A 17,164-nucleotide genomic window follows, 5' to 3' on the forward strand; every position below is an offset into this window, starting at 1 on the left:
GATGTGTTTGCTCACAGTTAAGTGTGTAATTTCAATGGCGCTTTGAGTAATTCGCACAATAACTTTAAAGACTGCTTGCATAGGCTTCAAGTTGCTTTAGCAAACTAAGCTTGTTGTTATCTTGCGAATATTGCATAGCCAAGGTTTCAATTTGTTGTTGAAATTCACTTAGGCTCAAACAGCTGCCGTTAGCGCCATTTACAATACGTTCATGCCGATGCCTTTGCCACTTCTGGACGTCTGACTCACCTAAAACCGTCGGAAAGTTCCTGCCTAAATATCGAAATAGCTGTTGGCGATACAATGACGGCTCTAAGCGTTCATACACCGAATATAGGAAGTGTTCTGACGCGCTTCGAATTTCGTTCATCAGCTTTTTATCGGCAGGACTAGGGAAATCTCTAGCGTATAGCTGTGCATCTAAATCCATCTCGCGGTCTTGAGGATATTGATTTGTAAAAAAGTTGATACATTTTTCTTCTAATTGAGGCGCCTGCTTGAGCCTATGATAATTTTGTAGGCTCTGTTCTCTGTCAATACCAAGTCGCTCGGCAGACGCCTGTGTCAGCATTTTTGCTGGTGCAACAAAGGGTACTTTATTAGTCGCAAGTTGCATGATTGGCAAAGCTCGGTGCTCGCGAAGGTGAGAAATTATCTCTGGGTCTTGTAATGCCTCTACACTATGCTCGAGTATCGCAGAAGGGTCTTTGCTTAAATTGATACATAAAATCGCATTGCTGTTTGTTGGGTGCTGACATACTGGCATTAACCAGGCACAGCATCCTTGCGAGCTTGGAATATAGCCGGACACCATTAAAAATGGCTGTTTTGATTCAGTGTTTACCCATTCAGTGACTTTATGCTTGTTTCGCATCTGCCAGTAAAACTCATAGAGTTTAGGCTGCTTTTGTTTAATTAATTTCGCCAATGCTATGGTGGCATATACGTCTGACAGTGCATCGTGTGCTTTATCGTGACCTAAATCATTTGCACGGCTCAGTTCTTCCAACTTAAAACAAGGTCTGTCGTCTTCATATAATGGCCAGTTGATTCCCTCGGGACGAAGTGCGTATGCTGCACGAACCAGATCGATAATATCCCATCTTGAATTCCCATCAGAATACTCGCGTTCATAAACAGGATAAAAATTTCGATACAATAAATGTCGAGTCACTTCCTCATCAAACTTAATGCTGTTGTAGCCTGCTGTACAGGTTTCTGGTGTCGAGATTTCGCGATAGATTTGCTTGGCAAACTCCGCTTCAATTGAGCCATCGCGTAGGCTCTGCTGAGGAGTAATGCCCGTTACAAGGCATGCACCAGGGTGAGGTAGATAGTCGTTTGGGATCTGACAAAAGTAGTTGAGCGGCTTTTCAATAATGTTTAAGTCTAAATCGGTTCTAATGGCGGCAAACTGCACGGGAAAATCATAAGCGGGTCTCACACCCCAAGTCTCGTAATCGTGCCACAGTATAGATGCGCTCATGTTTTTCGGACTTCCTAAGTAATCAATATTCAGTAATCAATATAATATACAGATAGTTAGCAACTATCGTTGTACCAAGTGTATTAGAAGCACTTTGCTTAAGCATCTGTTTTCACAAATTATTCTGTTTTGCGCCCAAAAACCACTCATTTATACTGTTTTACACTTTGTCGTTGAGGTCAATTTATTGACACGAATTGCACGGGCATAGCACCCGTGTCTTGCAAAAAATCAACATTCAAAATCTTATTAAAATTTCGTTTTTAATAACCTTATAGACTAAACCTAAGCGCCACTTTATGGATATTCTATTATTCGTTGGCATCACAAAAAGCAAAGGAGAGAGCTTGTGAGAGAATCAAATTTAGGTGAAGCAGAATTAATCAGCGCATATTCCAATAGTGCGCAAACGTCACCGGTGGTCAATGCTTTTGGGCATCAATATGCCAACGTAGTGCCATTCTTTTCAATGCGAAAGCTTCGTTTGGTTTTTAACGAGCTTTCAAATGCTGCTGATTTTGAATTTAGCAATTTCGATTCCTTTAAAAAGCATGTGCTTTCATCTTCTGCACCGCATTTAGAATTAAGTAAGTGGCAGGCGATTGCGTCACGCCGTTAAGGCTGATTCACACGTAAGAGATTAGACATCGGCGTCAATTACGAATATTGTATTGGGCAAAATATATCCGCGTTTCGCGTTCAGCTATAAACGATAGGCCTCGTTAAAATTGGCTTAACGCTATTGCTGGGGCGCTAAACGCTCAGGAAGCCCACATGAATTTGAGTTTAAAAAACAGTTTATACACTGCATTCCTTATCGCGCTGCTTGCATTCATCAGCACCAGTCAAAGCGATGCCCACGAGCACGCTTCAAGCGGCTCTGTTGCTATCGCAATTCATGGCGGGGCAGGCACAATCACGCGCGCACAATTGTCTGATGAACAAGAAGAGGCGTATCGAAAAGCTATCGATAAAGCGCTGGAGCTTGGGTATGAAAAACTCAAAAACGGCGACGATGGATTAGACGCTATTGAGGCCGCCATCATTTATTTGGAAGATTCACCGCTTTTCAACGCAGGTGTTGGTGCTGTGTACACCTTTGATGGTACACATGAATTGGATGCTTCTATTATGCGAGGCGATACACTTGAGGCTGGCGCGGTTTCAAGCCTAACCAACGTCAAAAACCCAATTAAAGCAGCCCGATTGGTAATGGAAAAATCGGTTCACGTGATGCTTTCAGGTGAGGGCGCCCAGCGCTTTTCTCAGCAAAACGGTCTCACCCGAGTAGACAATGGCATTTTCAATACGCCGAGGCGCTATGAATCTTTGAAACGCGCTAAGCAGCGTATAAAAGAAAGTGAAGAGAGTGCAAACGCAAATGAAGGCTTGGAAACGCCCGTAACATCAGACCTTTATGCGACAAACACCCAAGATGACTACAAATTTGGCACGGTCGGTGTGGTGGTGCTTGATGCTAATGGCAATATCTCAGCTGGCACCTCTACCGGCGGTATGACGGCAAAGCGCTATGGAAGAGTGGGTGATTCACCCATCATTGGTGCGGGTACGTATGCTGATAATGCGTCTTGTGCTGTAAGTGCAACTGGGCATGGCGAGTACTTTATTCGATACAACGTTGCGGCAGACATATGCGCCCGCATGAAGTATCAAGGGCTTAGCTTAAAAGAAGCAGCCGACACGGTGATTAATCAGGTGTTGAAAAATGCCGGTGGTGATGGTGGCGTGATTGCCATTGATGCAAAAGGTAACATAGCGATGCCATTTAACACCGAAGGAATGTATCGTGGAAGCATTGATACACAAGGAAACAAAACTGTTTTGATTTACAAAGAGTAATCATTAGACCTAAACCGAACCCATAACCATAAGTAGGAGAGTAAAGAGCATCAGGCTCTGGTTGCGACTCCTAACATGCAATGTCATTAGATATAGATAAAGCGCTGTCGCGCTGCTTATACAAAGATACTTTTCGCTTTCGTCGCAAATTCCGCGACATCAGTCGCGTTGACTGCAATAAAGCCGCGCAGCAAGTTTTAGAGACGCTTATGAAAGACATTCAGCGATCTCAGCAAGCAGCGGAAAATCGCGCCAATGCAATGCCAAAAATCGAATATCCTGACCTGCCTGTTGCAGAAAAAAAAGAGGACATAAAAGCACTTATTGAAGCGCATCAGGTCGTTATCATTGCCGGAGAAACCGGTTCAGGTAAAACGACTCAAATCCCAAAGATGTGCTTAGAGCTTGGCAGAGGAATTGGAGGGTATATTGGGCATACGCAACCAAGGCGTTTGGCTGCCAGAAGCGTTGCATCTCGGATTGCGCAAGAGCTTGATTCTGAAATAGGACAATGCGTTGGTTTTAAGGTGCGGTTCAGCGATAAAGTAGGTGATACCAGCTTAATAAAGCTGATGACTGACGGAATATTGCTAGCTGAGATTCAACAGGACCGATATTTAAATCAGTACGACACCATTATTATTGATGAAGCTCACGAGCGCAGCTTAAATATTGACTTTCTGCTTGGATATTTAAAGCAACTTTTACCAAAACGCCCTGATCTTAAGCTTATTATTACCTCCGCTACAATAGATCCCCAGCGCTTCTCGACACATTTTAACAATGCACCGATTATTGAAGTGAGCGGTCGTACTTATCCGGTGGAAATTCGATACAAAGATCCTGCTAGCGACAGCGATAACGACAGTGCGCAATTAATGATTGAGGCGGTCGACGAGCTGATGCACGAGCCCAGCGGAGACATTTTAATTTTCTTAAGCGGTGAGCGAGATATACGAGACGCACAAGATACGCTTTTAAAGCGCCAGTACCGAAACACTGAAATTGTGCCTCTGTATGCACGCTTGTCTGCATCGGAACAAAACCGAATTTTTTCTTCGCACAAAGGACGGCGCATCGTCCTATCCACCAATGTAGCAGAGACCTCACTTACTGTGCCGGGTATCAAGTATGTTATTGATACCGGTGTGGCAAGAATTTCGCGTTATTCCCACCGCAGTAAGGTCCAGCGTCTGCCAATTGAAGCGATATCCCAAGCATCTGCCAATCAACGCGCAGGGCGATGCGGCAGAGTGTCAGACGGGATTTGTATTCGTTTGTACAGCGAACAGGACTATCTCAGTCGTCCTGAATTCACAGACCCTGAAATTGTTCGTACTCATTTATCCAGCGTCATTATTCAAATGTTAGCTTTGGGATTGGGAGAGATCAATCGCTTCCCATTCGTTCAAGCACCTGATGACAAGAACATCAACGATGGCGTAAAGCTGTTAGAAGAGTTAGAAGCTGTAAAACGTGAAGGAGGGCGGTTACGCCTAACTAAAATAGGGCGTTCAATGGCGCCTCTTCCATTGGATCCGCGCTACGCTCGCATGATTCTAAAAGCGGGAGAGCTTGATGCAGTATTTGAAGTGCTCATTATCGCAGCAGGCTTATCTGTGCAAGACCCGCGAGAACGCCCTAGCGACAAACAACAGCAAGCCGACGAAGCGCATAAGCAATTTGCCGACAAACAGTCAGATTTCACCAGCATATTGAATTTATGGGATGCCTTTAAAACGCAGCAGAAAAATTTGACCAACAACCAGTTAAGAAAGTGGTGTAAACAGCATTTTATCCATTATCAGCGTATGCGTGAATGGCAAGATATTGTGAGTCAAATTAAACAGACTCTGGTGTCAATAGACTTACGATTAAACTCAAGCCCTGCAGATTATGAAGCCATTCATACCGCGTTAGCTGCGGGTTTACTCTCGCAGCTTGGTACTAAAGATAAAGATCGTTTTTATCTGGGAAGCCGCAATTCACAGTTTATGATATTCCCCGGTTCAAACGTCGCCAAAACACAGCCTAAGTGGCTAATGGCAGCCGAATTAGTGGAGACCTCTCGATTGTTTGCCAGACAGGTGGCAAGAATCGATTCGGTGTGGTTAGAAGCATTATCTAAGCATGTTTCAAAGTCGAGTTATGCCGAGCCCCATTGGAGCAAAAAACGCGGCAGCGCGATGGCCTATCAAACTGTCACGCTTTATGGCTTGCCTATTGTCAGTCGGCGATTGGTAAACTATAGCAGTATTGACCCCGTCATCAGTCGAGAGCTATTTATTAGAGAAGCGCTGGTGCAAGGGCAAACCAAGTTGAATTACGCGTTTTTAAAATACAATCAAACACAAATCAATGAAGTCGAACTGCTTGAGAAAAAGGCTCGCCGAAGAGATATTCTGGTAGATGAGGAGAGCTTGTGCGCGTTTTACGAAGCGCATATTCCCGCTGGCGTTAACAATGAGGCCGCCTTTAAAAAGTGGTTTTCCTCAGCCCTAAATTCAAACAATTCACAACATAAAGATACAAAGACATCCTCGAACGACTTACTTAAGTTTAACTATGAAGATTTGCTGAAACGCGATCCAAGTGGCATCTCAAAAGGTGATTATCCGGATACCTGGCATCAAGGGAATCTTCATTTACCTTTAAGTTATCACTTTGAGCCTAATCAAAGCCTTGATGGTGTAGCTTTGCATATTCCTGTCGCCTTACTGAATCAAGTCAAAGCAGTGGATTTTGACTGGTTAGTTCCTGGACTTCGCCATGAATTAGTGAGCAGTTTAATCAAGAGTTTACCCAAACGTTTAAGACGCAATTTTGTGCCTGCACCTGATTATGCCAGTGCTGCCCTAGCGGATACTCATATTATGAGGCCTGCCATAGACGATAGGCCTGTTGCGATTACTAGCGCGCTTGCGAAAAAGCTTTTTAAAATGTCGGGTACACAGGTGAGCGCAGAGGATTTTGATTCGGCAAGTTTGCCCTCTCATCTGCAGATGAACTTTGTCATTGAAGACGCTGCCCGCAAACAAATAGCTCATGGTAAAGACCTAGATAAACTAAAAGCATCTTTAAAAGATGAACTTAAGCAATCCATTGAAAAAGTGGCAACGCCTGCGCTCGAAAAAGAAAACGTGACGCGCTGGGATTTTGGCGACTTGCCAGCCCAATTTACGCAAAAGCAGGCAGGGTATGAAGTTAAGGCTTTTCCGAGCTTAGCACTGGATATTAAAGATAATGCGCAAAGCGGTAACATTAGGGTTGCCTTACTTGACGATCCTAATGAGGCTCGAAGGCAACATCGACGCGCACTGTATGAACTTATCAAGCTTAACGTGCCGTCGCCCGTGAAGTTCCTGCAAGAGAAACTGCCTAACAAGGCTAAGCTAAGCCTATATTTTAATCCATTCGGGCAAATCAAGCCTTTAATTGATGACATCATTATTGCGGCTATAGATGCTCTTGTGAGTGAGGTAGGTAAACCTGAAGAAGTGCGCACGAAGGAGGAATTTGATTCAATGTGCGACTTAGTCCGTGCAAATATTAACGACAAAGCCCTTGAAATAGCAAAGCAAGTTGAGAGCGGTTTGGCGATGGCAAATCAAATTACTAAGCACACTAAGGGTAATATTCCTCTGAATCTCATCAATAACGTCAAGTACTTGCAAGCGAATTTGAATCATCTGGTGTTTAAAGGATTTGTATTCGAGCTTGGCGAGGCTCGACTGAATGATTGGAACCGATATCTGAAAGCGCTCGTGAATCGTGCTGAAAAACTTAAGGTCGATCCGAATCGAGACAGACTAAATCAGATAGAGCTTGATAAAGCTCAGTCTGCATATGAGGTACTAAAAGCTGATTATCAAAAACGTCACCTTGATTTGTCTGACATAAACGATGTTCATTGGATGATTGAGGAGTTTAAAGTGTCACTGTTCGCGCAGCAACTAGGAACAAAGTACCCAATTTCGCTTAAGCGCATTATTAACAGGATTGATGAGCTAAGCTAGGTTCAAAGCCGCAGACATAAGTGCCGATATAGATAAACGCGCTTCAAATAAGTCTTAATTAACGGTTGACTAATTTGGCGCAACTCCCTATAAAGTGTGCTCAACATTTTTGAATGACGAGGTATTATTATGTTGGGCTATGACGATAAACGGAATTTCTATCGAATGATGGTAAATTCCCCTTGCGAAGTTTCTTTGCTAGATAATCCTTCAGCCACACCCTTCGCAGCCGTTTGTCGAGACATCAGCGCTACCGGTATGTCATTAGAAATAGAGCAGGGCGGAATAGAACTAGGTACCTTGCTTGATATCACTATTGATTCAAACAACGATCAAATTCCATCTTTGGAGGCGAAAGCCAAAGTCGTTCGATGCGATGAAGCAGATGACAACGCTTGCTTAGTGGGCGTTGAGATTAGTGAGATGAAATAGCGGTTTCCTCGAGTCTACCTTGTCAGGTTTGCAAACAGCATCTCTTTGAATTTCTGTACAAGCGCTATGTCAGCGCTTTTTTTATATTTAGCATCGGAAATAACAAGCTGATGTTAATGGGTTAATGCACATGTTTAAAATAATATTATTCGTTTCAATTACCGCATATCTTTTTAGTGCTCAAGCAATTGCAAGCCCTGACTGTTTTAAATCTGAACGATTCGGCAACGCTTTAATCAAGGTGGGTGACTCAGAGCGCTCTGTTATTGAGAGCAAACCCGACAGAGAAACAAAAGTTGAAACTATTTTTGGTGGGGCGCTTGGGCTTCGCTTCGATTTTTACAAAAAAGGGAGAACTATTCAGGTCTTCACAGAAGACGGCGTAGTTGTTCGCATTTGCCGAGTTCGGGATTAAGCCAGTGCTGTGTTGGCGTGTCGACTTTACGGTTATATCCGGCCATCGGATACATCCTCTGTAATCCTTCATTTTTTGATGGGCGTCAAGTTTTTCGAAAGATAAAAGCGATAATCTTCCATCCACTGCTTAAAGAGAATTCCCACATTTCTAGGGATGAATAAGATGAAATTACGTTTTTGTATCTGTCTTTTTGTATTAAGCTTTCAATCAACATCAGTCAGTGCGGCTTTATTGACTGTACACGAAACACTTAGTGATTTTGAGTCTGCGGTAAGTACCCCTATATCTGTGCAAGATTTTGAATCATTTGCTAGTGGCACCGATTTATCAGGCCTTGATGTGCTGGGCGGCACATCAGTCACCAGTAATGGTGATGAGCTAACCGCATTTCAAAGCGCTGATGGTAATACTTCCATGTTTGCTTTAGGGCGCTCCGGTCGAGACCTTGTGTATGATATTGAATTAGCATCTGGCATCAATGCCTTTGCGCTGGACATTGGGAGCTTTGAGTCTGATGGTGCAGACTCCACAGCGCCAGCAGACAGTCCAGGGTTATTGAGCGTGCTCTTTGCCGATTCAAGTTCGCAGGTCATTGAGCTTTTCGGCAACCCTTTAGGTGAGGCGATTTTTGTGGGCCTGACATCAAACGTCGATATTTCGCGTATTACATGGGCAGAGACTAGAGAAGCTAGCGGTATAGGCAGCGAAGAAACGACATTAGATAACTTCAGGCAAGCCAGCAATAATGTGAGCTTTGTCACAGAACCGATATATTTTGTATATTTCGGCATCTTGCTTATGGCTTTATCGCCTCTGGGACGAAAAGCTTAGCGTAAAATCGTACTCAGCGTTTTACGCAGACTAAACCCTTAAGGTAAGCACCCTCAGGAAAACTGCTGGCGACTATATGGTCGCCATCTTGCTCAAGTTTTCGCAGATAGCCCAGTTCGGTGCTTGCATCTAATGCTGCATCGGCCACGATTTTATTAAACAAATCTTGAGAAACAAGGCCAGAGCAGCTGAAGGTGATTAACATGCCGCCTTCGTTTAAAAGCTCACACGCTAAGCGATTAATATCTTTATAGCCTCTTGCCGCTCGGTCGAGGTGGCGTTTGTTTTCCACGAATTTTGGTGGGTCCATCACAATTACATCGAAGCGCTTGCCACTATCCCTATATTCCCTTAACAGCTCAAATACATCGGCCTTTACATGACTTACTGCACGTAGCTGCGCTTCAGAAAAGTTGAATAAATGATTACGTTTTGAGGTTTCAAGAGCCGATTGTGACACATCAACATTCACAATTTCCTTCGCGTCGCCTTTCAGTGCATAGAGTGAGAAAGTGCCAGTATAGCTAAAGCAATTCAGTACACGTTTGTTTGCGCAATACTGCCCTGCAATTTTGCGATTCTCGCGCTGATCTAAGTAAAACCCGGTTTTATGACCGGCAAGCAAATCCACCTCAATTTTAATTGCGTTTTCTTCAATAATTACCTTATCTGGAAGTGTACCTGTGTGTGTATTTACAACTGGCTCTAAGCCTTCTTTGGTTCGAACGGCCACATCGCTTCTTTCATGAATGACATGTTCAGGGAACAAACCCTTCAGCGCGTTAACAATTTTTGCTTTGTGTTTTTCGGGACCTGCACTTAAAAGCTGCATTACAATGACATCATCATATTTATCAATGGTGACGCCGGGTAGGCCATCAGACTCGGCTGCTACCAATCGCCATGCGTTAGTATTGGCGTGCTCGAACCACTGCGCTTTAGTTTGTAAAGCTTTGCTGATGCGTCTCTTAAAAAATGCATCGTCAATTGCCTCGCTTTGGTCAAAAGTCCAAGTGCGAACACGTATTTGAGACTCGGGAGAGTAGGCGCCTTTCGCTAGCCATTTTCCAGCGTTATCAACAATATCTACCGTAGTGCCGGTTCTGGCCTTTCCAATGACTTTATCAATGGCTCCTTCAAATACCCAAGGGTGACGTCGCAATAGTGACTTTTCACGCCCAACTTTAAGCACGACTGTGACATTCATAGACGATGGCTATCCCTTAAATTAAATTTACAAGACTTCAAAACCATGATCATCCAAAAGCTTATCTGACTGCGCCGCCTCGCGCGCAAGATCATCAACTCGCTCATTTTCAGGGTGACCAGAATGACCTTTTACCCAATGCCAGTTGATCTTGTGCCTTTCACAGGCCTTATCAAGCAGCTTCCAAAGGTCGACATTTTTTACCGGTTTTTTTGCACTGGTACGCCAATTATTTCGTTTCCAGCCTTTTATCCACTGCTGGATACCGTTTTTAACATACTGACTATCAGTGTAGAGCTCAACTTCACATGGCTCGCTCAATGCATTTAGCGCTTCAATTGGCGCAAGTAATTCCATACGATTATTTGTGGTGTGCTTAAAGCCCTGTGACAACTCTTTTTTATGCTTGCCAAATATCAGCAGGGCGCCATAGCCGCCTGGACCAGGATTGCCTAAACATGAACCATCTGTATACAAATTGACTTTTTTCATTTAATGCCATGATGACAAATTACGCTGGGGCGAAGTATACTGATGACTTGCGAATATTGACATGTAATATGTAAAAATTTACAGAGGTTTCAAACTGCGCAGTATTAGAGAAGGCGTACGGCTATGATTTGAAAGCATCGAAATCATGGATGATTTCGCTGAGCGCCCATGGATGGCTCTACGGCGGCTTTCAAATCATAGCCGTACGCCTTCTCTAATACTGCGCAGTTTGAAACCTCCTGGAACGAATAACAGCTCGTAAATAAGGATAGATATGCGCCAAGTTGTATTAGACACAGAAACAACGGGAATTAATCCGCTGGATGGACATCGTATTATTGAGATTGGTTGCGTTGAGATGGTTGATCGTAAACTGACGGGTAATAACTACCATGTTTACATTAATCCTCAGCGCGAGGTAGAGCAGGAAGCCATTGACGTGCACGGCATTACAAACGAGTTTCTTGCGGATAAGCCAAAATTTATCGACATTGCTCAGGGCTTTATCGATTATATAACTGGCGCTCAACTTGTGATTCACAATGCACCTTTTGATGTAGGTTTTATGGACCATGAGTTTCGCCTTGCGGGCAGAAACCTGCCCATAACTAACGATATTTGTACGGTGCTTGATACCCTAGAGCTTGCTCGAAAAATGCGACCGGGCAAAAAGAATAACCTCGACGCTTTGTGTAAAGCCTATCATGTTGATAACGGACATCGAACCTTCCACGGCGCTTTGTTAGATAGTGAAATACTTGCAGACGTTTATCTGCTTATGACGGGTGGTCAGAGCGCTCTGAAATTGGCGCATGGCGATGAAAGTGAAAATGAAGATGGCGAAACCGCCATTGTGCGCATAAAAAAGCAAGCAAATTTAAAGATTATTTACGCAGATGCCGATGAACTAGCAAAGCACGAATCATATTTAGACGGCATTGAAAAAAAATCAGCTCCAATCTGGCGTAAATCGTCGTAAAAGTTCTCCACTAAAAGCGCTCAGACTATTCTGGGCTGTTTGTGCATGCGTTATCATTTTACTGAGTCTTGGCCACAAAGCTCACAGTGCGAAAAACAATGAGGAGCTCTCTGACGGCCAACATGAAGATGCGCGTTCAGTTCTAGAGAAAATACGCCCCGTAGGCACACAATACCAAAATAGTATTGAACTGTTGAGCAATCGCTTTCGCATCGATGATGGCATAGAAAAAGTCATTATGGTGTTTTTTCGGGAGTTTGGCGCAAAACCCGTAGTGCTAGTGAGGCCAGACGGCACAAAGCTCTTTTTAGATAATGATCCACGCGATGACAGCTATCATTGGTACGAGTCTGACACCTACGACATGATAGAACTAGTTGAACCAATGCCAGGTCCATGGCAAGCATTGGGTGAAGTGTTACCCAACAGTCAAATACTCGTCATCGCCAATCTTACACTCAAGGCAGATCCGATTCCAAGCCCCGTATTCTCTGGTGAAACTATTAAGCTATCTGCGGTTCTTCAAAATGCGGGTAATGAAGTTAACTTCAAAGAAATCAGAGACATTGTGTCGCTTTCTGTAGATTTTATAAGCACTAACAATACAGAGTTTGAAAACTTTGGGCTTGGTACAAAAAACGTGGCTCGCTTTTTAGATGACGGACAAGACCTCGATGAATCGCCCGGTGATGGCGTGTTCACGGGAGAGTTTGATTTAGATATTGCCAATGGAGAGTGGCAAGCCATTTACTCGGTGCGTACGCCGCTTTTTAGCAGAGAACAGCAAAGCGACAATATTGTGTTGCTTCCCAATCCAATCAGCATCACGCATACAGAAGACGAATCAGAATCAAAACCTTCATCGCGACAAGAGGATAAAACGCCCCCGGCCAATGAAACGCTTAAGATGAAAGATTTGGATGGCTCAAGTGATAATGCCCCTTCAAATGTAGGTTTTCATAGCCTTAGCTTTGATGTAAATGATGATCATATTTATCCATCTTCTTTAGTGCTAAGCGGCACTATTCGTTCTCCCGAAGGAGAGTTAGAACATTTTAGTATCACAGAAAAAGGTGACTATAAGAGAGTTATCAATATCGTTAACGCAGGCTATGGAACATACCGAATTCAAATCGAAGCCTTTGCGACAACAAGATCTGGTCGAGAGGTGGTACTCAAGGTTCCAGAATACACCTTCGTAACCAAGGCCCCCATTGTTGCGCCAGAACCGGTAATCGTCGATCATGAAGCGATAAGAAAGGAGCAGGAAAGAATTGCGGCACTCAAAGCAGAAGAGGAAAAACAACGACTGATCACCATTGCCGTAAGTATTAATGTTGTATTACTTGTTTGTGGCGCCTTTGTCATATTTTTATTAGCCGATAGACGTAAACGACCAGACAGCCATATAACACGCAAGTGCATAAACAAAATAAAAAGCCTGAGTTTCTACAAGAAGATGTTTGCAAAAAAAACCGAAGATAAAGGCGCAGCACCGCAAGCATAAATCCAAAATCGCTGCATCTTGTCGGTTAATTGAGCGCATGTGGTTAAGTGAGTAAAAAGCAGTTGACTATCGAATGCCTGCACCGTATTATCTGCGCCGCACTTGAGCATGAGCAAGGCATTTTTCAAATGTGGAGTGGTAGTTCAGTTGGTTAGAATACCGGCCTGTCACGCCGGGGGTCGCGGGTTCGAGTCCCGTCCACTCCGCCATTTTTAAAAGAGACCTTATCGTTTCATTCATCTACGTGCACTAAGTATGATATGCGGAGTGGTAGTTCAGTTGGTTAGAATACCGGCCTGTCACGCCGGGGGTCGCGGGTTCGAGTCCCGTCCACTCCGCCATTCATCTTAAACCTACCGTTGGAGTGGTAGTTCAGTTGGTTAGAATACCGGCCTGTCACGCCGGGGGTCGCGGGTTCGAGTCCCGTCCACTCCGCCATTAATCGAAAAACTTTATGTATTTCTACGTCATATTTGCTTATGAACTATTTGCATGTGCGTGTAAACTATTACCCAACGAAGTAATCTTTTTGGACTTACATGGATTTACCCCTTCTGCGCTGTCAGGGCATATCAAAAAGCTATCGCGACGCGAACACCAGTATCGACATTTTACAAAACGTCAGTATAGAAGTTAAGCAGCAAGAAACCTTGGCAATACTGGGCAGTTCAGGATCGGGTAAAAGCACGCTCTTGCACATTTTAGGTACCTTAGATAGCCCAGACTCAGGAAGCGTATATTTCAACGATACGTGTTTGAATCAATTAAGCGCCAAAAAACAAGCCGCATTTCGAAATACTCACCTTGGTTTTGTGTATCAGTTTCATCATTTACTGCCAGAGTTCAGTGCGCAAGAAAATGTAGCAATGCCGCTTCTCATATCAAATACAAATAAAACAAAAGCCTTCAACAGGGCATCTCAGCTTTTGGAACGCGTAGGTTTGGCTGATCGAATGACACATAAACCTTCACAGTTATCTGGCGGTGAACGACAGCGCGTAGCAATTGCGCGAGCGCTTGTAAATGAGCCAGATATCATTATGGCTGATGAGCCCACGGGCAATTTGGATAGTTCGACCTCGGAGCAAATATTCGAGCTAATTAGAGATATCAATCAACAGCAACAAACGGCTTTTGTAATTGTGACGCATGATCAGCAGCTAGCAAAGAAACTCGACCGCACGTTGGCTCTTCAAAACGGTCAACTGGAAACCCAATGACAATATTTGGGTTTAGTTTTATTCGTTTTGTCGCTAGTCGCTTTAGGTCCTCAAAACAGCAAGATGGCTACATTTCGTTTGTATCAAAGTCTTCTACCTTTGGCATAGGTTTAGGTTGTGCAGCATTAATACTGCTCCTATCTGTGATGAATGGCTTTGAACAAGCATTAAAAGATAACTTACTTAAAGTCATTCCTCATGCAGAACTCATTTCAGCCTCTGCTGATGGCATCCAAGCGCGTCCGGCATTCTTCACTGAGATAGAACAAGACCCCAGAGTTGAGCATGTGTTTGCATTAAACAAAGCGTCTGGCTTGTTACAAAAGGGCAGTGAGATAAAGGCAGTTGAACTGATTGGTGCAGACACAAAATATTATGACTCGAAGTTTAGTCAGCACTTTGATTACGCACTTTTAAACACTACAAGCGACAAAAGCGATGGCATTTTACTCGGGCGAGGCGTGATGCAAAGCCTATCGCTCGAGGTCGGAGACAGCGTGCAAGTATTGCTACCGAAAGTAACGGAAGACATAAGCTTTCAGACTTCCATTGTTAAATGGTTAACGGTGGTGGGGGAGCTCAACCTAGGTGGTGAGATAGACAATTTTATTGGTATAACGAGCCCGCAGGTATTAGCCAGTCTTCTATCGCTTGATCAGGGTTACACACACTATGAGTTGGGCATGATTGATCCTTTTGATGCTCACACCGTCATCAGGCAGTATGGATGGGAGTTTGACCAAGCCGTCTATATGTCAGATTGGACGCGCACGCATGGTCATCTGTATCAAGATATAAAGCTGGTGCGAAGTGTTGTATACATCGTCCTAATTTTAGTAATTGCGGTAGCAAGTTTTAACATTGTGTCGTCGCTTGTGATGTCTGTTAAAGAGAAGAGCAAGGAAATTGCTATTTTAAAAACCATGGGCGCCACAGATGCTCAAATCAAGCAAATATTTATCTCAAAAGGGCTATACAGTGGTGTCCAAGGCGCAAGCGTTGGCAGCTTGTTAGGCTGCATTCTTGGTGCTTATCTGCCCAGTATTATTAACGGTATAGAGGCATTGTTTGGCATTGAAATACTTGATGCGGGAATTTATTTCACCAGCAGTATTCCTTCCTTACTCAGCATAAATGATGTTGCGATAACCTTCGTTATTGCCATCATTATCAGTGTTTTAGCGACGCTCTATCCTGCTAGCAAAGCCGCACAAATCTTGCCCGCTAGATATCTGCACTAACATCAAATCAGCCCTATATCGCTGTTAGGGTGTGTTGATCTTTTGACTGCCTTGTTTGCTTGCTTCAATCATTTCATCTGAAAATGGGTCTGTATTATAAACATCCTCATCAAGCACGCCCTCTGATTTTGCAACTATCGTCGCTATCGTGCAGTCGCCGGTAACATTCACTACCGTGCGCGTCATATCCAATAAGCGGTCAATACCAATGATTAAGGCAATGCCTTCAACAGGCAGATTAACTTGTTGCAGCACCATTGCCAGCATGATGAGGCCAACGCCCGGTACACCCGCGGTGCCAATTGATGCCAAGGTCGCTGTCAGCACGACCATCAATAAATCAGTGGTAGATAAATCAACACCGTAAACTTGTGCGATAAACACAGTAGCCACTCCCTGCATTATCGCCGTGCCGTCCATGTTAATGGTGGCGCCTAGGGGAATGGTAAATGACGCAACGCTCCTATCAACGCCAAGTTTGCGCTGAGCAGTGGCCATTGTAATAGGCAAGGTTGCGCTGCTGCTGGAGGAGCTAAAAGCAAAAATAGCCGTGTCTTTCATTTTAATGAGTAAAGTCAAAGGATTGAGTCTTGCTAATAGTGACAAAAGGGTTGGATAAGTAATCAAGGCATGCGCAATAAGCAAAATAAACACAAGCATAAAGTAAGTAATGATACTTCCAAAAGCGGCAAGGTCTGTCGTTGCGGCAAGTTTTGCCATCAAAAAGAATACACCATAGGGCGCAAGATTCATGATGATCAATACTATCTTCATGATGATTTCATTCACCATTTCAAAGGCTTTTTGAACCTTTAGACCGGTTTCACCACATCTGGACATCGCAATGCCAAAAAGCACTGCAAACACAATAATCTGAAGCATGTTGCCTTCAGCCATCGCGTTAATTGGATTTGAAGGGAACATGTCAATCACAACTTGCGCAAGTCCTGGTGCTTGGTTTGGCGCGAATTTTGCTTCTGTTGCAATGACGAAGCCGTCACCTGGTTTGACGATCAAGGCGGCGATAAGTGCAAAAGTGACTGCAAGGCAGGTGGTGAGTATGTATAAGCCAACTGATTTGCCGCCGAGGCGCCCTAGTTTGCTCGGATCTGACAAACTACTGACGCCGCACACTAAAGATACAAATACTAAGGGCACAACCAGCATTTTTAAGCTGTTAATAAATATAGTGCCACCGATGTTAAATATACCATCGACAAAAAAACTATACGTAGAAAATGCAATTCCAAACACACTGATAATGCGGTCTCCGCTATCATCAAACACGAATTGCAGCAATGCGCCTATAACGATTCCGGCTACCATGCCGATAACAATTTTTAGAGTTAAATGCATTTTTTGATCGTCAGCTGGCATGTAAGAACCTTTTTTATTGTGATTATGTGCTCAAGAGGTCAAAGACTAGCAAGTTAAACAACAAAGCAAAACCGATTTTTATTGGAAGGTTTTAATCA

14 protein-coding genes and 3 tRNA genes are annotated in these 17,164 nt (G+C 43.8%); 13 read left to right on the forward strand and 4 right to left on the reverse strand.

Annotated features, from left to right (window positions below; all coding sequences use genetic code 11):
- Positions 1–64: 64 nt before the first annotated feature.
- The gene (sbcB, locus tag PN836_RS02345) at positions 65–1,486 is read right to left on the reverse strand and encodes an exodeoxyribonuclease I (protein WP_395343038.1); all 1,422 of its coding nucleotides are present in this window, start codon (positions 1,484–1,486) and stop codon (positions 65–67) included.
- A 349-nt stretch (positions 1,487–1,835) separates the two neighbouring features.
- On the opposite strand from sbcB, the gene PN836_RS02350 reads away from it, so the two are divergent.
- The 6 genes from PN836_RS02350 (at position 1,836) to PN836_RS02375 (ending at position 9,043) form a co-directional block, all read left to right on the forward strand.
- The gene (locus PN836_RS02350) at positions 1,836–2,105 is read left to right on the forward strand and encodes a hypothetical protein (protein ID WP_395343039.1); all 270 of its coding nucleotides are present in this window, start codon (positions 1,836–1,838) and stop codon (positions 2,103–2,105) included.
- 155 nt (positions 2,106–2,260) lie between these two features.
- Complete coding sequence (locus tag PN836_RS02355) at positions 2,261–3,346, forward strand: isoaspartyl peptidase/L-asparaginase family protein (protein WP_395343041.1); 1,086 nt, start codon at positions 2,261–2,263, stop codon at positions 3,344–3,346.
- Positions 3,347–3,426: 80 nt separating this feature from the next.
- Positions 3,427–7,362: an ATP-dependent RNA helicase HrpA gene (hrpA, locus tag PN836_RS02360; RefSeq protein WP_395343043.1), complete on the forward strand. Its 3,936-nt coding sequence runs from the start codon at positions 3,427–3,429 to the stop codon at positions 7,360–7,362.
- A 129-nt stretch (positions 7,363–7,491) separates the two neighbouring features.
- Positions 7,492–7,794: a PilZ domain-containing protein gene (locus tag PN836_RS02365; RefSeq protein ID WP_395343045.1), complete on the forward strand. Its 303-nt coding sequence runs from the start codon at positions 7,492–7,494 to the stop codon at positions 7,792–7,794.
- A gap of 130 nt (positions 7,795–7,924) precedes the next feature.
- Positions 7,925–8,209 (forward strand): hypothetical protein, encoded by a 285-nt coding sequence (locus PN836_RS02370; protein ID WP_395343047.1) that lies wholly within the window; start codon positions 7,925–7,927, stop codon positions 8,207–8,209.
- A gap of 165 nt (positions 8,210–8,374) precedes the next feature.
- Positions 8,375–9,043: a hypothetical protein gene (locus PN836_RS02375; RefSeq protein WP_395343048.1), complete on the forward strand. Its 669-nt coding sequence runs from the start codon at positions 8,375–8,377 to the stop codon at positions 9,041–9,043.
- Positions 9,044–9,056: 13 nt separating this feature from the next.
- On the opposite strand, the gene PN836_RS02380 is transcribed toward PN836_RS02375, so the two are convergent.
- Complete coding sequence (locus tag PN836_RS02380) at positions 9,057–10,250, reverse strand: class I SAM-dependent rRNA methyltransferase (RefSeq protein ID WP_395343050.1); 1,194 nt, start codon at positions 10,248–10,250, stop codon at positions 9,057–9,059.
- A gap of 27 nt (positions 10,251–10,277) precedes the next feature.
- Positions 10,278–10,742, reverse strand: a complete 465-nt coding sequence (gene rnhA / locus PN836_RS02385) for a ribonuclease HI (protein WP_395343052.1) — start codon at positions 10,740–10,742, stop codon at positions 10,278–10,280.
- Between the two features lie 274 nt (positions 10,743–11,016).
- Between rnhA and dnaQ the strand changes: the two genes are divergently transcribed.
- The 7 genes from dnaQ (at position 11,017) to PN836_RS02420 (ending at position 15,689) form a co-directional block, all read left to right on the forward strand.
- Positions 11,017–11,721 carry a DNA polymerase III subunit epsilon gene (dnaQ, locus tag PN836_RS02390; RefSeq protein WP_395343055.1) on the forward strand — a complete coding sequence of 235 codons (705 nt, stop codon included), beginning with the start codon at positions 11,017–11,019 and terminating at the stop codon, positions 11,719–11,721.
- Positions 11,681–13,228, forward strand: a complete 1,548-nt coding sequence (locus tag PN836_RS02395) for a choice-of-anchor X domain-containing protein (protein ID WP_395343057.1) — start codon at positions 11,681–11,683, stop codon at positions 13,226–13,228. The genes dnaQ and PN836_RS02395 overlap by 41 nt, the downstream gene beginning before the upstream one ends.
- Before the next feature lie 132 nt (positions 13,229–13,360).
- Positions 13,361–13,437 (forward strand) — tRNA-Asp (locus tag PN836_RS02400).
- A 55-nt stretch (positions 13,438–13,492) separates the two neighbouring features.
- A tRNA-Asp gene (locus PN836_RS02405) sits at positions 13,493–13,569 on the forward strand.
- 20 nt (positions 13,570–13,589) lie between these two features.
- Positions 13,590–13,666 (forward strand) — tRNA-Asp (locus PN836_RS02410).
- Positions 13,667–13,767: 101 nt separating this feature from the next.
- On the forward strand, positions 13,768–14,448 hold the full coding sequence (gene lolD, locus PN836_RS02415) for a lipoprotein-releasing ABC transporter ATP-binding protein LolD (RefSeq protein WP_395343060.1): 681 nt from the start codon (positions 13,768–13,770) through the stop codon (positions 14,446–14,448).
- A complete protein-coding gene (locus PN836_RS02420) occupies positions 14,445–15,689 on the forward strand; it encodes an FtsX-like permease family protein (RefSeq protein WP_395343062.1) in 1,245 nt (414 codons plus the stop codon). The genes lolD and PN836_RS02420 overlap by 4 nt, the downstream gene beginning before the upstream one ends.
- A gap of 24 nt (positions 15,690–15,713) precedes the next feature.
- Here PN836_RS02420 and PN836_RS02425 read toward each other — a convergent pair whose 3' ends face one another.
- Positions 15,714–17,066: a dicarboxylate/amino acid:cation symporter gene (locus tag PN836_RS02425; RefSeq protein WP_395343065.1), complete on the reverse strand. Its 1,353-nt coding sequence runs from the start codon at positions 17,064–17,066 to the stop codon at positions 15,714–15,716.
- Positions 17,067–17,164 lie beyond the last annotated feature (98 nt).

This window comes from Ningiella algicola, assembly GCF_028401415.2.
Taxonomy (GTDB): domain Bacteria; phylum Pseudomonadota; class Gammaproteobacteria; order Enterobacterales; family Alteromonadaceae; genus Glaciecola.

What these genes read in the sequence shown, in the direction of transcription:
- hrpA (WP_395343043.1), top strand. Translation starts at nt 3,427, where the DNA reads ATGTCATTAGATATAGATAAAGCGCTGTCGCGCTGCTTATACAAAGAT.
- PN836_RS02380 (WP_395343050.1), bottom strand. Translation starts at nt 10,250, where the DNA reads ATGAATGTCACAGTCGTGCTTAAAGTTGGGCGTGAAAAGTCACTATTG.
- rnhA (WP_395343052.1), bottom strand. Translation starts at nt 10,742, where the DNA reads ATGAAAAAAGTCAATTTGTATACAGATGGTTCATGTTTAGGCAATCCT.
- sbcB (WP_395343038.1), bottom strand. Translation starts at nt 1,486, where the DNA reads ATGAGCGCATCTATACTGTGGCACGATTACGAGACTTGGGGTGTGAGA.
- dnaQ (WP_395343055.1), top strand. Translation starts at nt 11,017, where the DNA reads ATGCGCCAAGTTGTATTAGACACAGAAACAACGGGAATTAATCCGCTG.
- PN836_RS02370 (WP_395343047.1), top strand. Translation starts at nt 7,925, where the DNA reads ATGTTTAAAATAATATTATTCGTTTCAATTACCGCATATCTTTTTAGT.
- PN836_RS02425 (WP_395343065.1), bottom strand. Translation starts at nt 17,066, where the DNA reads ATGCCAGCTGACGATCAAAAAATGCATTTAACTCTAAAAATTGTTATC.
- PN836_RS02375 (WP_395343048.1), top strand. Translation starts at nt 8,375, where the DNA reads ATGAAATTACGTTTTTGTATCTGTCTTTTTGTATTAAGCTTTCAATCA.
- PN836_RS02365 (WP_395343045.1), top strand. Translation starts at nt 7,492, where the DNA reads ATGTTGGGCTATGACGATAAACGGAATTTCTATCGAATGATGGTAAAT.
- lolD (WP_395343060.1), top strand. Translation starts at nt 13,768, where the DNA reads ATGGATTTACCCCTTCTGCGCTGTCAGGGCATATCAAAAAGCTATCGC.
- PN836_RS02355 (WP_395343041.1), top strand. Translation starts at nt 2,261, where the DNA reads ATGAATTTGAGTTTAAAAAACAGTTTATACACTGCATTCCTTATCGCG.
- PN836_RS02420 (WP_395343062.1), top strand. Translation starts at nt 14,445, where the DNA reads ATGACAATATTTGGGTTTAGTTTTATTCGTTTTGTCGCTAGTCGCTTT.